The sequence below is a fragment of the Tamlana sp. s12 genome (assembly GCF_016767215.1).
In the GTDB taxonomy this organism is placed as follows: Bacteria; Bacteroidota; Bacteroidia; order Flavobacteriales; family Flavobacteriaceae; genus Pseudotamlana; species Pseudotamlana agarivorans.
This window is the reverse complement of the sequence record NZ_CP068547.1, coordinates 3390370-3410903: the sequence shown is the minus strand read 5'-3', so window position 1 is coordinate 3410903 and position 20534 is coordinate 3390370. Positions and strand designations below refer to the sequence as shown.

24 protein-coding genes are annotated in these 20534 nt (G+C 35.3%); 13 read left to right on the top strand and 11 right to left on the bottom strand.

What is annotated here, in order from left to right:
• The first annotated feature begins 49 nt into the window (after positions 1 to 49).
• The 6 genes from JJL45_RS14730 (at position 50) to nqrF (ending at position 6145) form a co-directional block, all read left to right on the top strand.
• Positions 50 to 1405: a Na(+)-translocating NADH-quinone reductase subunit A gene (locus tag JJL45_RS14730; protein WP_067149877.1), complete on the top strand. Its 1356-nt coding sequence runs from the start codon at positions 50 to 52 to the stop codon at positions 1403 to 1405.
• Positions 1405 to 2631 (top strand): NADH:ubiquinone reductase (Na(+)-transporting) subunit B, encoded by a 1227-nt coding sequence (locus JJL45_RS14725; protein ID WP_068603770.1) that lies wholly within the window; start codon positions 1405 to 1407, stop codon positions 2629 to 2631. Before JJL45_RS14730 ends, JJL45_RS14725 begins: the two co-directional genes overlap by 1 nt.
• Positions 2632 to 2633: 2 nt before the next feature.
• Complete coding sequence (locus JJL45_RS14720) at positions 2634 to 3386, top strand: Na(+)-translocating NADH-quinone reductase subunit C (RefSeq protein WP_068603769.1); 753 nt, start codon at positions 2634 to 2636, stop codon at positions 3384 to 3386.
• A gap of 3 nt (positions 3387 to 3389) precedes the next feature.
• Positions 3390 to 4037, top strand: a complete 648-nt coding sequence (locus tag JJL45_RS14715; RefSeq protein ID WP_067149868.1) for an NADH:ubiquinone reductase (Na(+)-transporting) subunit D — start codon at positions 3390 to 3392, stop codon at positions 4035 to 4037.
• 76 nt (positions 4038 to 4113) lie between these two features.
• Positions 4114 to 4836: an NADH:ubiquinone reductase (Na(+)-transporting) subunit E gene (nqrE, locus tag JJL45_RS14710; RefSeq protein ID WP_082935951.1), complete on the top strand. Its 723-nt coding sequence runs from the start codon at positions 4114 to 4116 to the stop codon at positions 4834 to 4836.
• Position 4837: 1 nt separating this feature from the next.
• Complete coding sequence (gene nqrF / locus JJL45_RS14705) at positions 4838 to 6145, top strand: NADH:ubiquinone reductase (Na(+)-transporting) subunit F (RefSeq protein ID WP_068603765.1); 1308 nt, start codon at positions 4838 to 4840, stop codon at positions 6143 to 6145.
• Between the two features lie 68 nt (positions 6146 to 6213).
• Here the strand turns inward: nqrF and JJL45_RS14700 are convergent, their stop codons facing one another.
• On the bottom strand, positions 6214 to 6666 hold the full coding sequence (locus JJL45_RS14700) for a Na(+)-translocating NADH-quinone reductase subunit F (protein ID WP_068603763.1): 453 nt from the start codon (positions 6664 to 6666) through the stop codon (positions 6214 to 6216).
• Between the two features lie 155 nt (positions 6667 to 6821).
• Between JJL45_RS14700 and JJL45_RS14695 the strand changes: the two genes are divergently transcribed.
• Entirely contained in the window at positions 6822 to 7199 is a 378-nt protein-coding gene (locus JJL45_RS14695; RefSeq protein WP_067149857.1) for a Na(+)-translocating NADH-quinone reductase subunit F, read from the top strand.
• Between the two features lie 13 nt (positions 7200 to 7212).
• The gene (locus tag JJL45_RS14690; RefSeq protein ID WP_068603761.1) at positions 7213 to 8187 is read left to right on the top strand and encodes an FAD:protein FMN transferase; all 975 of its coding nucleotides are present in this window, start codon (positions 7213 to 7215) and stop codon (positions 8185 to 8187) included.
• Between the two features lie 18 nt (positions 8188 to 8205).
• Here the strand turns inward: JJL45_RS14690 and JJL45_RS14685 are convergent, their stop codons facing one another.
• The 9 genes from JJL45_RS14685 to JJL45_RS14645 form a co-directional block, all read right to left on the bottom strand.
• Positions 8206 to 8661 (bottom strand): tRNA (cytidine(34)-2'-O)-methyltransferase, encoded by a 456-nt coding sequence (locus JJL45_RS14685; RefSeq protein WP_068603759.1) that lies wholly within the window; start codon positions 8659 to 8661, stop codon positions 8206 to 8208.
• 73 nt (positions 8662 to 8734) lie between these two features.
• Positions 8735 to 9148, bottom strand: coding sequence for a DUF805 domain-containing protein (locus tag JJL45_RS14680; RefSeq protein ID WP_068603757.1), 414 nt, complete (start codon positions 9146 to 9148; stop codon positions 8735 to 8737).
• A gap of 46 nt (positions 9149 to 9194) precedes the next feature.
• A complete protein-coding gene (gene trpA, locus JJL45_RS14675) occupies positions 9195 to 9959 on the bottom strand; it encodes a tryptophan synthase subunit alpha (RefSeq protein WP_068603756.1) in 765 nt (254 codons plus the stop codon).
• 235 nt (positions 9960 to 10194) lie between these two features.
• Positions 10195 to 11379 (bottom strand): tryptophan synthase subunit beta, encoded by a 1185-nt coding sequence (gene trpB / locus JJL45_RS14670; protein ID WP_068603754.1) that lies wholly within the window; start codon positions 11377 to 11379, stop codon positions 10195 to 10197.
• Positions 11380 to 11414: 35 nt separating this feature from the next.
• A complete protein-coding gene (locus tag JJL45_RS14665) occupies positions 11415 to 12053 on the bottom strand; it encodes a phosphoribosylanthranilate isomerase (protein ID WP_082935950.1) in 639 nt (212 codons plus the stop codon).
• A gap of 130 nt (positions 12054 to 12183) precedes the next feature.
• Positions 12184 to 12966 (bottom strand): indole-3-glycerol phosphate synthase TrpC, encoded by a 783-nt coding sequence (gene trpC, locus JJL45_RS14660; protein ID WP_068603750.1) that lies wholly within the window; start codon positions 12964 to 12966, stop codon positions 12184 to 12186.
• Between the two features lie 182 nt (positions 12967 to 13148).
• The gene (gene trpD, locus JJL45_RS14655; RefSeq protein WP_068603748.1) at positions 13149 to 14144 is read right to left on the bottom strand and encodes an anthranilate phosphoribosyltransferase; all 996 of its coding nucleotides are present in this window, start codon (positions 14142 to 14144) and stop codon (positions 13149 to 13151) included.
• A gap of 227 nt (positions 14145 to 14371) precedes the next feature.
• Positions 14372 to 14941, bottom strand: coding sequence for an anthranilate synthase component II (locus JJL45_RS14650; protein ID WP_068603746.1), 570 nt, complete (start codon positions 14939 to 14941; stop codon positions 14372 to 14374).
• Positions 14942 to 15248: 307 nt separating this feature from the next.
• On the bottom strand, positions 15249 to 16655 hold the full coding sequence (locus JJL45_RS14645; protein ID WP_068603744.1) for an anthranilate synthase component I family protein: 1407 nt from the start codon (positions 16653 to 16655) through the stop codon (positions 15249 to 15251).
• Between the two features lie 259 nt (positions 16656 to 16914).
• On the opposite strand from JJL45_RS14645, the gene JJL45_RS14640 reads away from it, so the two are divergent.
• From JJL45_RS14640 to JJL45_RS14620, 5 genes are all read left to right on the top strand, one after another.
• On the top strand, positions 16915 to 17460 hold the full coding sequence (locus JJL45_RS14640) for a TlpA disulfide reductase family protein (protein WP_068603742.1): 546 nt from the start codon (positions 16915 to 16917) through the stop codon (positions 17458 to 17460).
• Between the two features lie 10 nt (positions 17461 to 17470).
• Positions 17471 to 18088, top strand: a complete 618-nt coding sequence (locus JJL45_RS14635) for a thioredoxin family protein (RefSeq protein WP_068603740.1) — start codon at positions 17471 to 17473, stop codon at positions 18086 to 18088.
• Positions 18089 to 18265: 177 nt separating this feature from the next.
• Positions 18266 to 18580 carry a rhodanese-like domain-containing protein gene (locus tag JJL45_RS14630; RefSeq protein ID WP_067149818.1) on the top strand — a complete coding sequence of 105 codons (315 nt, stop codon included), beginning with the start codon at positions 18266 to 18268 and terminating at the stop codon, positions 18578 to 18580.
• Positions 18581 to 18588: 8 nt separating this feature from the next.
• Complete coding sequence (locus tag JJL45_RS14625; RefSeq protein WP_068603738.1) at positions 18589 to 18987, top strand: rhodanese-like domain-containing protein; 399 nt, start codon at positions 18589 to 18591, stop codon at positions 18985 to 18987.
• Between the two features lie 236 nt (positions 18988 to 19223).
• On the top strand, positions 19224 to 19493 hold the full coding sequence (locus JJL45_RS14620) for a hypothetical protein (protein ID WP_068603735.1): 270 nt from the start codon (positions 19224 to 19226) through the stop codon (positions 19491 to 19493).
• Positions 19494 to 19568: 75 nt separating this feature from the next.
• On the opposite strand, the gene JJL45_RS14615 is transcribed toward JJL45_RS14620, so the two are convergent.
• On the bottom strand, positions 19569 to 20513 hold the full coding sequence (locus JJL45_RS14615; protein WP_068603732.1) for an alpha/beta hydrolase: 945 nt from the start codon (positions 20511 to 20513) through the stop codon (positions 19569 to 19571).
• Positions 20514 to 20534: the final 21 nt, after the last annotated feature.

The following is a 20534-nucleotide window of genomic DNA, read 5'->3' as shown; positions in this document are numbered from 1 at the left end:
CTGTAAATTTGCAGCAATTTTTAGACAACTAATTTCAATAAATATAAATATGTCAAACGACATTCGTATTAAAAAAGGTCTGGATATTAAACTTAAGGGTGCAGCTGATAAAACGGTCGAGCAAGCGATTATCAGCAACTACTGTACCATAAGACCAGAAGACTTCCATGGAATTATCCCTAAACTTATTGCGAAAGAAGGTACTACAGTCCAAGCTGGAGACACCCTTTTTCATGATAAGTCCAACGAAAAACTAATTTTTGTTTCTCCTGTTTCAGGTAAAGTCGTTGAGGTTATTCGTGGACCTAAGAGGCGCATTGACGCTATTAAAATTGAAGCCGATAAAACACAGTCTTACAAAGATTTTGGAAAGATTGCTGTTGAAACTGCGCAACCAGAAGAAGTAAAAGCACATTTGCTTGCTTCAGGATGTTGGCCGTTTGTAAAACAACGTCCTTACGACGTGGTTGCAAACCCTGAGCGATCGCCAAAAGCGATTTTTATTTCAGGATATGCCAGTGCTCCTTTAGCAGCCGATTTAGATTTTACCTTGCAAGGTAAAGAAGCCGAGCTACAAGCTGCGGTTACAGCTTTAGGCAAGCTTACCGAAGGTAAAGTACATGTTTCAGTTGGTCAAACTGCTAATTCACCACTTTCAGGATTGAAGGGCATTACCTTACATAAGGTTTCTGGTCCGCATCCTTCTGGAAATGTTGGAACGCAAATCAATAAAATTGACCCTGTAAATAAAGGCGAGGTTGTTTGGACGATAGGCGCTCAAGATTTAGTAATTATCGGTGAGCTATTGCTAACAGGGAAATTCAATGCCGAACGTATTGTTGCCTTGGTAGGATCTTCAGTTCAAAAACCAAGATATTTCAAAACCCTTATTGGAAGTGAAGTTTCTACTATGATCTACGATAAAGGTATCGATAAAGCTGGTCATGATCGTATTATCTCTGGTAATGTATTATCAGGAAAAGAAATTAAAGCCGATGGTAGCTTAGGTTACTATTGCAATGTGATTTCTGTTATTCCTGAAGGTGATGATTACGAGTTCTTCGGATGGAACAAGCCTATTTTTAATAAAGTATCTACTTCAAGAGCGTTTACTTTTTCATGGTTAAATCCTAAAAAAGTTTACGATTTAAATACCAATACAAATGGTGAGCATAGAGCTTTTGTAACAACTGGTACTTATGAAGAAGTTTTTCCTCTTGATATTTATCCATTACAAATCTTAAAAGCATGTTTGTATAAAGATTTAGATGAAATGGAAGCTTTAGGGATGTACGAAGTTGCTCCCGAAGATTTTGCCTTAACAGAATTTGTTTGTGTGTCTAAACAACCACATCAAAAAATAATTAGAGAAGGTTTAGACTTAATGCTAAAAGAGATAGGATAATGGGTTTAAAAGAAAATTTACATAATTTTAAAGTTAAAAATAAAGGGAAGAAGTGGTTACCTGCTTTTTCTGCTATTCATACATTTTTATTTTTACCTAATGAGGTTACTCATAACGGAACGCATATTAAAGCAGCCGACGATTTAAAGCGTACCATGAATACCGTAATTATGGCTATGGTACCATGTTTAATTTTTGGTATGTTCAACGCAGGATATCAACATCATTTAGCTTTTGATGGTATTCAAGCAGTTTCAGGAGGTTTTTTTAGCGCCGAGTTCTGGACACTAGATAACTTTTTAGTTGGTTTTTGGAAAATTTTACCGCTAGTCATCGTCTCTTACGGTGTTGGTTTAGGTATTGAATTTATATTCGCCATCATAAAAGGACATGAAGTGGAAGAAGGATACCTAGTAACAGGTATGTTAGTGCCGTTAATTGTGCCTGTCGATATTCCATTATGGATGCTTGCAGTAGCTGTAGTTTTTGGTGTTGTAATTGGTAAAGAAGTTTTTGGAGGAACAGGGATGAACATTCTAAATCCTGCATTAACTATTAGAGCTTTCTTATTCTTCGCTTATCCAACTTGGATGTCTGGAGATAAAGTATGGGTTGAAGGTGCTGTAGCTAGAGATCGCGCGATTGCAGCGGGAGAGAATCTAGATGCCGTTTCTGGTGAAACCATTTTAGGAAGCTTAGCTCAAGGTAAAGAAGTAGCCCATTCGGTTGCCGATATGTTCTTCGGATTTATTCCAGGTTCTATCGGAGAGACTTCTACCTTATTAATAATTTTAGGTGGATTGTTCTTAATTTTTGCTAAAATAGGAAGCTGGAGAATCATGTTATCATCAGTTCTTGGAGCCCTTGCTGTAGGACTTATTTTTAACCAAGTTGTTGATGCTGGTGTCATTACCGAAACTAGTAAGTTTTACGGATTAATGAGTACACCATTTTGGCATCATTTACTAATTGGTGGTTTTGCTTTTGGTACCGTGTTTATGGCTACCGATCCTGTAACAGCAGCACAAACCAATAAAGGTAAATGGTATTACGGTTTCTTAGTTGGATTCATTTCTATCTTAATCCGTGTATTCAATCCTGCTTACCCAGAGGGTGTAATGTTAGCCATTCTTTTAATGAATGTTTTTGCACCAACAATCGATCATTACGTAGTACAAGGTAATGTGAAGAAAAGAAAGAAACGTTTAAAAGTAAAAACGGCTTAACAATGGAAAATAGAACGGATAAAAATTCATATACTATAATATTTGCCATAGCCATGGTTATCGTGGTTGGCGCATTATTAGCATTTACGGCGTCTTCTTTAAGTCCGAAAATTTCAGAAAACCAACGTATAGAAAAGCAACAAAATATTTTGTATGCGATGGGTGTAAATGATAATGATGAATCTAGTGCCATTTTTGTTTCAACAAAAGATGCACCAGAATTATTTAATAAATACATCTCTAAACAATTAGTGATTAAAAATGGTGAGGTTTCAGAAGATGACCAAGCTTATTTAATAGACCTTAAAAAGGATAAAGCCGCTTCTGGTGGTGATGCTACTAAGCGTAACTTACCTTTATTTGTTGGTGAAAAAGATGGGGTGACTCATTATATCATTCCAATTTATGGAAAAGGATTATGGGATGCGATTTGGGGCTATGTTTCTTTAGATGAAAACATGGTTATTCAAGGGGCTTATTTCGATCACAAAGGTGAAACACCTGGATTAGGAGCGAACATTAAGCAACGTTACTTTATGGATGACTTTATTGGAGAGCATATTTTAGATGATAACGGAAACTTTAAAGGTGTTACCGTGGCTAAAGGAAATGCCGATCCAACAAACGAAAATAAAACAGATAACGAGGTTGATGCCATTGCAGGAGCTACTATCACAGGTGATGGGGTAACAGCAATGATTAAAAGTGATTTAAAGCTTTACAAACCTTATTTCGATAATTTAAAAAATAATTAATCTATGGGACTTTTATCAAAAAAAGACACAAAGTTAATCACAGACCCATTAGCAGATAATAACCCAATTACTATTCAAGTATTAGGGATTTGTTCAGCACTGGCTATTACAGCAGAGTTAAAAGCTTCAATTGTAATGTCCATTTCTGTAATGTTTGTATTAGGGTTAGGTAATGTTGTTATTTCTTTAATGCGTAACATCATTCCTTCTAAAATTAGAATTATTGTACAGTTAACTGTTGTAGCTGCTCTAGTAATTATAGTAGATCAGGTACTTAAAGCTTTTGCTTACGAGTTGAGTAAAACACTATCGGTTTTCGTAGGATTGATTATTACCAACTGTATTATCATGGGACGTTTTGAGGCTTTCGCTTTAGCAAATGGTCCTTGGAAATCTTTCCTAGATGGTATTGGTAACTCTTTAGGATATGGTGTTATTCTTATCATCGTTGGTTTCTTTAGAGAATTATTAGGTTCTGGAACTTTATTAGGTTTCCCTGTACTGGGTGATCCAATTGCGAAAACAGGGTTATACGCTATCGGTTACGAGAATAACGGGTTTATGTTATTATCACCAATGGCCTTAATTGTTGTAGGTATCATTATTTGGGTACAACGTACAAGAAATAAAGCTTTAGTAGAAGATCATTAAATAGTTGATAGTTGATAGTTATTGGTTGATAGTCATTTACCACTAACTAAAAACAAAAAACTAAAAACTAAAAAATATGGAACATTTAGAATTATTTTTAAAATCAATATTTATAGATAACATGGTATTTGCCACGTTCTTAGGGATGTGTTCTTACCTTGCTGTATCTAAAAAAGTAAGTACAGCGGTTGGACTTGGTGCAGCGGTAATTTTCGTACTTGCTATCACCGTACCATTAAACTGGTTATTGGATCAATATTTACTTCAGCCAGGTGCTTTAAAATGGTTAGGAGAAGAATATGCGAGCTACGATTTAAGCTTCTTATCTTTTATCATGTTTATCGCTACTATTGCAACCATGGTACAATTGGTAGAAATTGTTGTTGAAAAGTTTTCACCTTCATTATATAACTCATTAGGTATCTTTTTACCGCTTATCGCTGTAAACTGTGCGATTTTAGGTGGGTCATTATTCATGCAATCTCGTGAAATTCAAACAATAGGATTGGCTGCCACTTATGGTATCGGTTCTGGAATTGGGTGGTTTTTAGCAATTCTTGCTATTGCCGCTATCCGCGAGAAAATTAGATATTCAAACGTACCACCAGCATTACGTGGTTTAGGTATTACCTTTATCATTACTGGTTTAATGGCTATCGGATTTATGAGTTTCGGAGGTATGTTAACTGGAGGTGACGAAGAAGCACTGAAGGAAGAAAAAACAGCTCAAGTTGAACCTGCTAAGGAACAACCAGAGAACAACGAAGTGATCGCTAACAACATAAAAGTAAATGAGTAGTATGATTTTAGCAGCAAGTACAACAGGAACTATTGTAGTAACGGTAATCGCCTTTTTAATTATTACGCTTTTATTGGTTACTTTATTATTAGTTGTAAAACAAAAATTATCACCTTCTGGTCCTGTAAAGATCACGATTAATGGTGAAAAGGAAATAGAAGTAGCTTCTGGTGGAAGTTTACTTTCAACTTTAGGAAACTCAAAAATATTCTTACCATCAGCTTGTGGTGGTGGTGGAACTTGTATCCAGTGTGAATGTCATGTTTTAGAAGGTGGTGGTGAAGCACTTCCTACTGAAGTACCTCATTTCACAAGAAAAGAATTACAACATGGCGCACGTTTAGCTTGTCAAGTTAAAGTGAAACAAGACATGAATATCACGATTCCTGAAGAAGTATTCGGAATTAAAAAATGGGAAGCTACTGTAGTGCGTAACTACAATGTGGCATCTTTCATTAAAGAATTTGTTGTAGAGATTCCTGAAGATATGGGCTACAAAGCTGGTGGATACATTCAAATTGAAATTCCACCATGTGAAGTGAAGTATTCTGATATGGATATTACGGCGCATCCAGAAGAGCATGATACACCAGATAAGTTTCAAGCCGAGTGGGATAAATTCAATTTATGGCCATTAGTAATGAAGAATAGTGAAACGGTTGAAAGAGCGTATTCTATGGCTTCTTACCCAGCTGAAGGACGTGAAATTATGTTGAACGTTCGTGTGGCTTGTCCGCCATGGGATCGTGCTAAAAACGGTTGGATGGATGTAAATCCAGGTGTAGCGTCTTCATATATCTTTAACCAAAAGCCAGGAGATAAAGTAACTATTTCAGGACCTTACGGTGAATTCTTTATCAACGAGTCTGAAAGCGAAATGCTTTACGTTGGTGGGGGAGCCGGTATGGCACCAATGCGTTCGCACCTTTATCACCTTTTCAAAACCTTAAAAACAGGTAGAACAGTAACTTATTGGTATGGTGGACGATCTAAACGTGAATTATTCTATTTAGAGCACTTCCGTGATTTAGAAAAAGACTTCCCGAACTTTAGATTTTTCTTAGCTTTATCTGAACCTTTACCTGAAGATAACTGGCAAGTAAAATCAGATATTGACTCTCCAGGAGATGGTTTCGTTGGTTTCATTCACAATTGTGTGATTGATAATTACCTAAGTAAACACGAAGCACCAGAGGATATTGAATTGTATTTCTGTGGACCACCATTAATGAATAATGCGGTTCAGAAAATGGGAGAAGATTTTGGAATTCCTGATGAGCACATCCGTTTTGATGACTTTGGAGGATAGTAAAAAACTTCTTACACCTACTGTAAGAATATATTATACAGAGAACCGATACGAAAGTATCGGTTTTTTTATGCCTTTATTTTTTTAATGATTGCCATTTCTGATGATTTAAATACACGTTTGTAATCCATCACGTTTGGTATGTTGTCGAACTTACACAGTAATGTTATTACCGCTGATAGCCCTTGAAACAAAACATCTTTATCGGTTGGGTTTGAAGCTTTTTTACGACTGTGATGAAGTGGTGTTTCAAATCCACAAGCTTCTAAAAAAGCCTGCTCTATTTGAAGGAATTCTAAAGGCGTGTAGCCATTAAATTTCCGTCCCATGGATTGATGCACCTGGCCAACATAATTTAAGTTTGTGCTACCGTGAGAATCCGAAAGGTGTTTCCAACCATCCGTTTTATCTAAAATATTGCCCACAGCACATTGTTTGCAACATGCTGGATTTAACTGGTTACTGTGAAAAGCGGTATATAATTTATGTATGGCCGCATCAAATCGTTTGGTCGTTTTCATGTTTTTTACTTCTAAGTTAATAAAAATTTGGTAATTATTATTTTAACAGTTTAGTCTTTAGTTGTTTAGAGAAACTCTTTGCTAATCATTATTATGATGAGTAACTGTATTTCTTTAAAATATTATTAAGTTTGTCTAAAGAAAAATAATTGCATATGAGTAAACCGCTTACAGAACAAGAATTACATAATTTAGCCATGAACCATGTTGGTAAGGATTTAGAAGAACGTGGTTTTGAATTTATAGCGATTAATAGTAAGCTAAAAAAGCATCCTCAATTTGTATGTATTGATAAAAACAATCAATATTTTTTTGTGATTGTTAGAGCCGTAATTTTACCCGAAAACCCGAATAATTATGATGTTGTTTGGATGGAGTCCTTTAAAAATCATGCTAGAGAACAAAATGCTAAAGTTTTATATGCAGGGGTAGGTATTGGAAGTTTAGAGGGAGAACAAGCCCCAATTTATCTCAACACTGATTATTTATTAGAGTATAATGGCATTCAATTTTTAGAAACCAATTTAAATTAAACTGTTCGATCCTATGAAAAATATAGCCATTGTTATTGCTCTTCTATTTTTTGTTTCATGTAAAAAGGAGATAAGAAACACCAAATTAGCTGGAAACGTATTCGGAACTACGTATTCTGTGATTTATAATTCAGAAAAAAATTATTCTAAAGAATTTGATAGTTTGTTTGCTGTATTGAATCATTCAATGTCCACCTATCAGGAGAATTCCATCATTTCTAAATTAAATGAAAATGAATTGGTTGAAGTCGATGCTCACTTTATAAAGGTCTATGAGGCTGCAAAAAACATATATGAAGAAACCGATGGCGCTTTCGATCCTACGATTGGTGCGGTTGTTAATGCTTGGGATTTTGGACCAAAAGGAGAAATTGAGCAGCTAGATACTCTTAAAATAGACTGGTTAATGCGTTCGGTGGGATTGAAGCAGGTGACATTACTAGACAATAAAATAATTAAACCTAAGGGCACCTTTTTAGACTTCAATGCCATTGCAAAAGGTTATGGGGTTGATGTGATAGGTGAGTTTTTAGAATCACAAAATATAAATGATTATTTGGTTGAAATTGGTGGAGAAATAAGAGTGCGAGGCATAAATGCTGAAAAAAAACATCTTTGGAAAGTTGGAATTGAGAGTCCAAATTTTGAAGGTGAGCATATGATTTCTGATGTCGTGGAGCTTAAAGATGAAGCTATGGCTACTTCTGGAACCTATAGAAAATTTAAGGTTGACAAAGAAGGCAAACGTTACGCTCATATTATTGATCCTAAAACCGGTTTTCCTAGTAAAACCAGCTTACTTAGTATTTCTGTTATTGATAAAACTTGCATGACGGCTGATGCCTATGCAACAGCTTTTAAGGCGATGGGTGTAGAGAAGGTAAAAGCCTTTTTAAAAGATCATCCTGAACTTAAAGTGTATTTGATTTTTGAAAACGACAATCAAGAAATAGAAACTTTGGCACTTAATGGTTTTCCGGAAAATTAATAGCTTTTGATTTTTAGCCTATGGATTCAAGCCTTTCAAACCTTCATAAATAACGATACTTACCGCATTCGCTAGATTTAAGCTTCTTACATGTTCACTATAAAGCGGAATTTTAAATAACCTTTCCGTGTTAGCTTCTATAATTTCTGGAGCTAACCCCACGGATTCTTTTCCGAAGATTAAAAACATGTCGTCTTCAAAAGGAATATCCCAATGGTTTTTAGCGCCTTTACTGGATAGAAAAGCCATGCTCTTACCTTGATGCTTATTAAAAAAGGCTTCGGCATTATCGTAATAGGTTACCGAAAGATGTGGCCAATAATCTAAACCAGCGCGTTTTAAACGGGCGTCTGTAATTTCAAACCCCAGAGGTTTTACGATATGTAAATTAGAGCCTGATCCTAAGGCTAATCGCCCAATATTGCCAGTGTTGTTAGGGATTTCGGGTTCTATTAAAACGATGTTTAGAGGCATGTTATTGATTATTTAAATGTAAAAAGCCTATTCCTGATTATAGAATAGGCTTTAAAAATGATTTTATCAGGGATTAGGCTTCAATTTGAGTTTTTCCTATGTCATTGATTTCTTCAGCGTTATCTAATTTAGGATCTGGACCATATTCGTTAGGACCATGGTCGCCTTCTGTTACCGATAAAACAAAAAGCCAGATAGAGCCAATAAATGGAACAAGTGCTATTAAAAGAAACCAGCCACTTTTGTTAACATCATGTAATCTTCTAACATTTAAAGCAAGTGAAGGTACTATGGTTGCTAGTATATAAATGTAAACCAAAAAGATAATAAAAGGACTGTCTAATGCATAAGCAAGAAGGCCAAGGACCATAAGACTACCATAAATTATGATTAAATTAAAAAGCGAAAACATCCAAAATTCCTTTCTTCTCGCTCTTCCGTTAAAATTCGCGTAATTGTCGCGCAATACTTTTAAGTACCAGTTCATTTTGTAATTTATTTGGGGTTAGTTAATAATTAGTAGGTCAATATATTTAATTTAATATAGAATCTATAAATTTATTTAAACTTTTAGTGCCCTCTTGAGTCACATGTTTTACAAAAGCACTGCCTATAATGGCGCCTTTTGCGTATTGTGTGGCTTGTGTAAAGGTCTCGTTGTTACTAATACCGAAACCAATAATTTGCGGATTATTAAGCTTCATTTTATCTATACGCTCGAAATATTGTGTTTGCTCGTCGCCAAAACCAGATTGTGCTCCTGTTGTACTGGCACTACTTACCATGTATATAAATCCGTTTGAAATAGAATCGATATAACGAATACGCTCGTCACTCGTTTGTGGCGTGATTAGGAAGACATTAATTAAGCCGTATTTTTCAAATATCGCCTGGTATTCTTCATGATACACGTCTACTGGAAGGTCTGGAATGATAAGTCCGTCGATACCAATTTCCTGACATTTTTTACAGAAAGCTTCCACGCCATATTGAAACATAGGGTTAAAATACCCCATGATGATTAATGGAATATTCACCGTTTTACGAATGTCTTTTAATTGATCGAAAAGCACTTCGGTAGTCATGCCATTTTTTAAAGCCTTGGTTGAACTTTCCTGAATGGTTGGCCCATCGGCTAAAGGATCGCTAAAAGGCAAGCCAATTTCAATCATATCGACACCGCTTTTTTCTAAATCTTCAATGATTGATACGGTATCGTTAAGGCTTGGGTAACCTGCTGTAAAATAGATAGACAGTAATTTTTTGTCTTCGCTTAGTTTTTTATTTATTCTGTTCATTGTTAATGAATAGTTTTCATTCCCTTGAAAAAGGGAATCTTTTTAATATTTATTTTCGTCAACCTGAACTTGTTTCAGGTTCTCATTATTTAATCTGAATTCTGAATTTTACTCCTGATTTTGTTCCTGCTTTATCACTTTTGCGTTAGGGATTGAGGCATTGTTGGAGCTCTTTTTTGTTTTTCTCAAAAAAAGCGACTGCCGAAAGCCCGACCCTTGTGGTAACGCCCAAATACTAAATCTTGAAATACTCAATATAATTCTGCAGATCCTTATCACCACGACCAGATAAACTCACCACCACAACATCGGTTGGTTTAAATTTGCGTTGCTCAAAAATGGCTAAAGCGTGTGAACTTTCAATAGCTGGAATAATGCCTTCTAACTTACATAAATCCAGTCCAGCATTCATTGCTTGATCGTCGGTAATGGCCATAAATTCGGCACGGCCTGTTTTGCAAAGATGTGCGTGCATCGGACCAACACCAGGGTAATCCAATCCTGCTGAAATTGAATACGGCTCGGTTATTTGTCCGTCTTTAGTTTGCATTAACATGGTTTTACAACCATGAATAATCCCTTCCTTTCCTAAAACAGAAGTGGCTGCACTTTCACCAGAATCGACGCCCAAACCGGCAGCTTCAACGGCAATAATACCTACTTCTTCCTCGTGTAAATAGTGGTAATAGGTTCCAGCGGCGTTCGATCCTCCACCAATACAAGCCACCACGTAATCGGGGTTTTCACGACCTTCTTGTTCTTTTAATTGCCATTTAATTTCTTCGGAAATCACAGCTTGAAAACGCGTTACCATGTCGGGGTAGGGATGCGGACCAATAGCAGAACCAATGATATAATGGGTATCTACAGGGTTATTAATCCAATCGCGAATGGCTTCGTTAGTGGCATCTTTAAGGGTGCGGCTTCCAGATTTTGCAGGTACAACAGTTGCGCCAAGCATTTTCATTCTTGCTACGTTTGGAGCCTGTCTGGCAATGTCAATTTCGCCCATATACACGATACACTCCAGTCCCATTAAGGCACAAACCGTTGCCGTTGCCACACCGTGCTGTCCGGCACCAGTTTCGGCAATAATGCGGGTTTTACCAAGGCGTTTTGCCATTAAAATCTGACCAATAGTGTTGTTGATTTTATGCGCTCCCGTATGGTTTAAATCTTCGCGTTTTAAATATATTTTGGTATTGTATTTTTCTGAAAGACGCTTCGCAAAATAAAGCGGCGAGGGGCGACCTACGTAATCTTTTAAAAGTTTATCGAATTCTGCTTTAAAATCGGGTTCGGCCATCACTTTCAGATAGTTTTGGCATAATTCTTCTACATTAGGATATAGCATTTCTGGAATGAAAGCGCCTCCAAATTCGCCATAATAACCTTTTTCGTTTACGTTGTAATTATTCATAATATTTAATATTCCTTCGAAGTATGGATTCCGTTTTATTTACGAAATGACAAACTTTTTATAAATTCTTTTAATAATTCTATATTTTTCAATCCGGGCTCGATTTCAAATTTACTGTTTACATCTAAAGCGTAGCAGTACTTTGAAGCTGGACTTTCTATAAATTTCTTAACATCCTCAACTTGATTTGGGCCAATACCACCACTTAAAAAGAATGGTTTTGTAGACGGATAGTCGTTTAAAACATTCCAATCGAATGTGTAACCGTTTCCTCCTGGTAACTTTCCTTTGGTATCAAATAGAAAATAATCGCAAACCGTTTCATAAGGCTTTAATTCTTCAAAATTGAAGCTGTCTTTTATTGAAAAAACTTTGATGATTTCTGGTTTTTTAAGCAGCACATCATCAAGAATATATTGCGTGTGTCGCAAGGTATCGCAATATTCTGGCGATTCATGACCGTGTAATTGAACGGCTTGTAGGCCAAGAGTGGTAACTTTTTCAATTACAAAATTGATTTCGGCATTAACAAAAACGCCTGTTTTTTTTATCTCACTAGGTATTTCAGGAATGCTGCTTTCGTCAAAGTTTCTTGCTGAATCTTCATAAAAAATAAATCCTAGATAATCGGGCTGCAATGCGGCAACTTCTTCGATATTATCTGAATACTTCATGCCGCAAATTTTGAGGAGAAGCCCCTCGCTACCCTTTGGGGAGGGCATTGATTGCGGTGTATGTTGTTTGTCTTTATTATTCATAACAGTGATTATTCACATGAGTAAGCGTCCTCCTCCTTTGGAGGCGCTAGAGGAGGCTTTTAATAAAAGTTGTTGCACTTGCTCCTGGATTATCGGTTTTCATGAAATTTTCTCCAATTAAAAACCCTTGATAACCGTAAGGTTGTAATTCTTTAATGGCTTCAATATTACTAATGCCGCTTTCGGATACTTTAACGAAATCATTAGGAATAAGCGTGCTTAAAGATTTGCTCGTATTTAAACTAACATCAAAGGTTTTTAAATTTCTGTTGTTTACACCTAACATGTCTAGGCTTGGCATGATAGATTTGTGTAATTCTTCTTCGTTATGCACTTCCAAAAGCACATCTAGATTTAGGCTTTTAGCAAACTCTGAATATTTTTTAATCTCGTCGCGGGTTAAAATCGCTGCGATTAAAAGGATAACATCGGCACCATAAGCTTTGGCTTCTAGAAGCTGATATTCATCTATAATAAATTCTTTCCTTAAAAGCGGTAGGTTACAGCTTGCTCTAGCGGTAAGTAAATCGTCTAAAGAACCTCCAAAATATTTGCCGTCTGTTAAAACTGACATGCCGCAAACACCAGCATCTTCATAACCTTTTGCCACATCTTGAACGCTTAAAGTGTGGTTAATAACCGATTTAGATGGCGATCGGCGTTTGTGTTCGGCGATGATTCCTGTTTTACTGTTACGTAGTTTTTCAGATAAGGAAACGGTTGGTCTTTCGAATAAAACAGACTGTTCTAATTGTGACGTTGGAATTAAACTTTTTCTAAGTTCAACTTCTTTGCGTTTATCTAATGTGATTTTATCTAATATATTCATTTTTATAAGTCTGTAGTTTTTAGTCTGTTGTCTGCATACCGAAAACTGTGACTGAAAACTTTTTATTACTGATATTGTTTTATTTCTAAACTAGGTTTCGTTTTTTTAACTATTAACTATTAACTATTAACTATTAACTATTAACTATTAACTATTAACTATTAACTATTAACTATTAACTATTAACTATTACTCAGCTCAATTAACTTTTCTAAACTAACTTTCGCTTTTCCCGAGAATAACGATTCTTTAGCCATTTCAAAACCTTCTTGATGTGAAATTTGATTTGTTGTTGCAATAGCTAAACCAGCATTGGCACAAACCACGTTGTGTTGGGCATCGGTACCTTCGCCGTTTATTACTTTTTTAAATATTTTGGCCGATTCTTCCACAGAACTTCCTCCAAAAATGGATTCTTGAGTGATGGCTTTTAAACCTAAGGTTTCTGGAGTAAAAAGTGTTTCGGCGTTATTGGAAATAATTTTAGCTTTTCCCGTTAAGGAAATTTCATCGTAACCATCTAAAGCGTGGATGATGCTATAATTTTTATCTGTTTTCTGATATAAGTATCCGTATAAGCGCTGTAATTCTAAGTTAAAGACACCTACCATTTGATTTTTAGGAAACGCCGGATTAACCATCGGACCTAACATATTAAAAAAGGTTTTTACTCCAAGTTCTTTTCGTATTGGGCCAACTTCTTTCATGGCAGGGTGGAATAGGGGGGCGTGTAAAACACATATTCCGGCTTGATCGATAGAGCGTTTTAGGAAATCGATATCGTTCGAAAATTTAATACCTAAATACTCCATAACATTGGATGATCCACAAGAAGAGGAAACACCATAATTTCCATGTTTGGTAACATGAACACCAGCGCCAGCAGTAATAAAAGAGGCTAAAGTTGAAATGTTAAAAGTATCTTTACCATCACCACCAGTACCACATAAATCAATGGGGTTATATTCGTTTAAATCTACCGCAATACATAAATCTAAAAGCGCATCTCTAAATCCGTTTAATTCGTTTAATGTGATACTACGCATCATGTAAACGGAAAGAAAACAAACAATCTGACTTTGGTTGTACATCCCTTTAGAGATGTTTACCAAAACTTGTTTGGCTTCTTCACTAGATAGGGTTTCGTGATTTATTAATCTATTTAATACGTCTTTCATTAATTTCAATTTTCATTCTCGCGAAAGCGGGAATCTATTTTATCTCTACTAATTTTATCTTGATCAATGAACGAACAATAACTCAAATTAATTAGAGAAAATTCCTTACTAAGTTTTTTGTTTTATAGATAAAATTATTTTTTTTAACTATTAACTATTAACTATTAACTATTAACTATTAACTATTAACTATTAACTATTAACTATTAACTATTAACTATTAACTATTAACTATTAACCCAATTTTCTAAAATCTTCTTACCATCTGGTGTCAATACCGATTCTGGATGATATTGCACACCTCTAACATCATAAGCTTTATGTCTGAGGGACATGACTTGTCCGTTAGAATCAAAAGAAGTCGCTTCCAAGCAATCGGGTAAATTGGCATCCACAACCCATGAGTGGTAGCGGCCAACATCAAAGTTTTTGTTTAAGTTTTTAAAGAGGATTTCATCGTCTACACAAAGCTCAACAGGTGTTGCCACACCGTGATAAACTTCGTCTAAATTGCTTAACGAACCACCAAATACTTCGCCGATGGCTTGTTGTCCTAAACAAACTCCGAAAATACTTTTTGTTGGGGCATATTTTTCAATAATGGCTTTTAGTAACCCCGCTTCATCTGGAATTCCAGGACCTGGCGATAAAACAATTTTATCAAAAGGTTCTACATCCTCCAAGGTTAATTTATCATTTCTAACAACAGTAACATCACAATCTAAATCTTCTAAATAATGAACCAAATTGTATGTAAAACTGTCGTAATTATCTATAACTAATACTTTCTTACTCATCTCTTATATTCCTGCGAAGGCAGGAATCTGTTTTAAGTTATACTTTTATTATTGTTCATTTTGTCTTAATACAAAACGAACCAAAAAATCAAATCAATCTTAGGAAATTCCTGCGGAACATTCGTTCTCGGAATTTCGTGCTTGAAGCTCCGCTTCGCATCTTCATTCCTTCACTCATTATTTCTTCAGAATGATGTTTCCGACTGCGTCGAAATTAGGGACTTGATTCTTTATTTTATTATTTTCTTTCAATTGATTTTTTTGTTTTTTAACCAATAACCAATAACCAATAACCAATAACCAAAAATCAAATCTCTTCAGCCAAGGTTATCGCTTTTGTGAGTGCGCCAAGTTTGTTAAAAACCTCTTGCAGTTCACTTTCGGCATCCGATTTAGAAACCATGCCTGCTCCAGCTTGCCAATTTAATTTATAGTCTTTGCTTAAAAATGTTCGTATCATAATGGCATGATTAAAATTCCCATCGAAATCCATGAAACCAATAGCGCCACCGTAGTAGCCACGACTTGTTTTTTCATATTTTTCAATAAGTTGCATCGCCATATGTTTAGGCGCACCACTTAAAGTACCTGCTGGAAAAGTATCGGCCACCACTTGCATGGTTGGTGTTGTATCATGCTTGTTACCTGTAACTTTACTCACCAAGTGAATCACGTGGGAAAAGAATTGGACTTCACGATAGGTAACCACTTTTACGCCGCTACCATGACGACTTAAATCGTTTCTTGCTAGGTCGACAAGCATCACATGCTCGGCATTTTCTTTATCGTCGGCTTTTAATTCTTCGGCTAATTTTTCGTCTTGTTCATCGTTTCCAGTACGTTTAAATGTACCAGCAATAGGGTGGATTTCGGCAAGCCCTTCAGTAACCACAAGTTGTGCTTCTGGCGAACTTCCAAAAATTCTAAAATCTCCATAATCAAAATAGAACAGGTATGGTGAAGGATTAATACTTCTTAAGGCGCGATAAACATTAAAATCATCACCGGTAAATTCTTGAGAAAAACGACGTGATAATACCAGCTGAAAAACGTCGCCACGGCCTGCGTGTTTTTTTGCTACTTCAACTTGTTTTCTGAATTCATCATCTGTTAAATTAGATAGAATGTCTCCTTTTGAACTGAAGTCATATTCAGCAAAGTTTTGAGTATTAATAAGCTTATCAATGGCATCAATGTTGTTTTCTTGATCTTCATAACAATGTGCGAAAATGTAAGCTTCATTTTTATAATGATTAATAGCGATAATGTTCTTGTAAACCGCATAATACAGGTCTGGAACCGTTACCGAATCATCTTTTTTGCTAATTTGAATATCTTCAAAATAACGTACAGCATCATAGGCTGTATAACCGAAAATACCATTGTTTATAAACTTGAAATCTTCATCAGTGTTTACATCAAAACGCTTTGTGAAGTTATGGATTTCATCTACCACATTGACGTTTTCGTCTATATTAATATGGGTAGTGCTGCCATCAGGATAGGTTTCAGAAATCACTTCATTTTCAACTTTAATGCTTGCAATAGGGTTGAAGCAGATGTACGAGAAGTTTTTATGACTTCTATGGTAATCACCACTTTCCAGAAGGATGCTATTAGGATATTTATCACGAATTTTATAGTACACAGTTACTGGTGTAATCGTATCGGTTAAAATTCTTTTGTGATGGGTATAAAGGCTAAATTTTTTCATATATGACATAAAAAAGGCTTGTCGTGAATGACAAGCCTTTTGATATTTTGAGTTTTAAATATACTAGGATTTTACTTCACGAAGATTAGTTTCGAAAGCACCACCACCAAGTATTGTTTAAAAAAGTATTCATTTTCTTATTTTTATCTGACCAAATATAAAAATGATAAGCCATTACGCAAAACTTTAAAACAATTTTTTAATTAAAAGTTTGTTAAACTAAAAGAAATTCAATGAAGTATTAATTAGTTTTATGCTTATGAAGTTAAATGTCCTATTCTTTGCTATTTTGATAATGGCGAGTTGTTCGAAAGTTAAAAAGAAAGAAGGCCTATCTCAAATGGCTATTAACGAATCTGTTCAAAAGAAAACTCAAACTAAAAATGACGATCTTAAGATTTATGATTTTGATGGTTTCGAAAAGTTTTTAAATCAAAAGGATGATAAAATTCACGTGATAAATTTTTGGGCAACCTGGTGCGGGCCTTGCGTTAAAGAACTCCCATATTTTGAAAAAATACACGAAACCTATAAAGATAAAAATGTAGAAGTGTTATTAGTTAGTTTAGATTTTCCACATCAATACGACTCTAAACTGAAACCTTTTATAAAGGATAAAAAATTGAAATCGAAAGTCATTGCTTTAGATGATCCCGATATGAACACATGGATTCCAAAAGTAGACCCTTCATGGTCTGGAGCGCTTCCCGCTACTATAATCTATAAAAATGACCAAAGCGCTTTTTTTGAGCAATCCTTTACTTTCGAATCTTTAGAAAAAGAAATCAAACCATTTTTAAAATAAACCAAACATTATGAAAAAAGTAATCAAATTTATTTCAGGAGGCTTACTAGTACTTTTAGTAAGTGCTTTTACCGTAAACAAAACGCTTAGCGACGGTTATAAAATTGGCGATGTCGCCGAAGATTTTTCACTTAAAAATATAGATGGAAAGATGGTGTCCATGGCCGATTATAAAAAAGCCAAAGGCTACATTATAACGTTTACTTGTAATACCTGTCCGTACGCTGTGATGTATGAAGATCGCATTGTAGAGTTAAATAAAAAATACGCTCCTAAGGGCTATCCTGTTATTGCCATTATGCCTAATAATATAGCCGTTAAGCCTGGTGATGCCTTACCTGAAATGAAAAAGCGCGCCGAAGAAAAAGGATTCAACTTTCCTTATTTAATAGATGAAAAACAATCGGTGTACCCAAAATTTGGTGCGACTAAAACACCACATATATTTGTTTTAGAGAAAACTAAGAAGGGGAATGTTGTGAAATATATTGGCGCTATCGATGACAATTATAAAGATCCATCGGCTGTGACCACGAAGTATGTAGAAGCCGCTGTTGATGCTTTATTGAAAGGTAATCCGGTGCCAGAAACAGAAACCAAAGCCATAGGGTGTTCTATAAAAGTCTAAAGGAATATGCGTTTTCAAAAAAAATCCGAGGAACTAATTCTTCGGATTTTTTTTCGTCTATAATTTTATAAGCCTTAATTTTGTATAATCACTAACATTAAAACTTAAAGCATATCCTTATATATTGAGGATATTTAATTTTAATGTAGATGCGCTAAACATTTTATATTTATAACTATGGAAGATTTAACACAAGAAGAATGGGTAGAACAATTAGCAAACGATGATAATGCGGTTGTTTTAGATGTAAGAACCGATGCTGAAGTAGCTGAAGGTATTATAGAAAATGCCATTCATATCGATATTTATAAGGGGCAAGAGTTTGTTGATGAGATTGAAGCTTTAGATAAGTCGAAAAATTATTATGTGTATTGCCGTTCTGGTAATCGTTCTGGGAAAGCTTGTCAGATCATGGAACAGTTAGGTTTCGAAAACGCTTATAACCTTGAAGGCGGTATGCTGGAGTGGACAGGAGATGTGGTTGAAAAATAAACACTCCTATGAAGTATTATCCATTATATTTATTATGTTTTTTAAGCGTTGTTTTAAGCGGCTGTAATCAATGTGTGTCAGATGATTATGTTCTTATGCCAGCAAAACAATTTCAAATGGATGTGAGTCATGACTTTGTTCAACTTATAGATGTTCGTACGCCTAAAGAATTTGAGGAAGGCCATTTATACCATGCCATTAATGTCGATTTTAAATCCGATGACTTTTTGAACAATATTGAAAAACTAAACTCCGATAAACCTGTTTACATCTATTGTCGAACAGGAAAGCGAAGTAAAAAAAGTGTTCCATATTTTAAAAAAGCAGGATTTACTACCATTTATAATCTAAAAGATGGTTTCTTAGGTTGGAAGTCCAACGGTTTGCCTTATAAAGTTAACGAATAGCGACTTTATTTTTATGATTTTTCTAGAGGCAATTTTACGTCTAACAGAATAATTAATATTTACAGCACCGTAACCTAAAAGTTGTTTGTTAAACGTTTAACTGTTTTTTAAGTCTTTCATCTTTTTTATTTTAAAATATGCGGGGTCTTTTTATACCTTTATTATAAAGATTGCCAAAATATTGGCGATTCAATAATTTTAGGTTTAAAATAGAACTTAATTAATAGCATTTTAAAATGGAATACGGTTTTGTAGTATTAGGAATTGTGGCTTTATTGTTTTTAAGCATGTATGGCTATTCATATATATCTGTAGCTCAAGAAAAGGCGAAGATGATGAAGGAACGCCAGATGCGTAAAGAAAAAGAAGAACTTCGACGTGAGCGTCGGCTTAGACATCAAGCGGTCATAGATGAAAAAGTTAATAAGATAGCTAAAAGAAGTGAAGAAATTCAGAGAGAATTGAAGCTATTGAAAGAAATGAAAGAGAATCAAAAAGTAAGTTAATAATTTATTTTAATAAACTTTTATCAAAGCCCATGTATATCTGTGTACATGGGTTTTTTTGTAAGCTATTTTAAGCTATGGTTGAGAATTTGAGGACTGAACATTAAGCCAAGCTTCACAGGCACTAGGCCAATTTACATTTGTGCCTGTTGTGCCAAGCCCGAAGCCATGACCACCCTTTTCGTATATGTGCATTTCAACGGGGACGTTATTTTCCTTTAGTGACAGGTAGTAATTGATGCTGTTTTCAACAGGAACGGATTGGTCATCTGATGCGTGGATTAAAAGCGTGGGTGGAGTGGTTGGAGTCACTTGCTCTTCATTAGAATATTGGTTTATTAAATTTTGCGATGGGGTTTCTCCCAGTAGATTAGTTCTCGAGCCTTGGTGTGTTATATCATCTTTCATCGAAATAACTGGGTAGATTAATATAGAAAAATCTGGTCGTGCCGAAGTATTGTCGTGGTTGTAAATAGAATCCTTATAATGGGTTGATAGCGTTGCTGCTAGATGTCCGCCTGCCGAAAAGCCCATAACACCAATTTTGTTAGTGTCGATGTGCCATTCTTTCGATCGGCGTCTTACTGTTCTAATGGCTTCTTGAGCATCTTGCAAAGGCCCAATGGTTTTGTTAACCATGATAGCATCACTGGGTAATCTGTATTTAAGTACAAATGCTGAAATGCCTATAGAATTAAGCCATTCTGCAACTTTTTCGCCTTCCTTTACATGAGATAAATGTTTGTAGCCGCCTCCAGGACAAATGATAATGGCTGGAGTGGTCTCTACTTTTTTGTGTTTAGCTAAAAAAACTTTTATAGTGGACTCGGTTACTTTTCTAATACCTGTAGCAACACCTTTATTATTTAATCGAAATTCTTCTTGATAATCTTTATTTTCAATCGCATTTGGAACTGTTGCCCAAAGTTCAATGTCGTATTCTTGACCATTTGTAATCACTGAACTACCAAAAATGCTCCCCATGAAAATGATTTTTAATATGATTTTTTTTAAGCCCATAGTTTAAGCGTTTTATTTGTT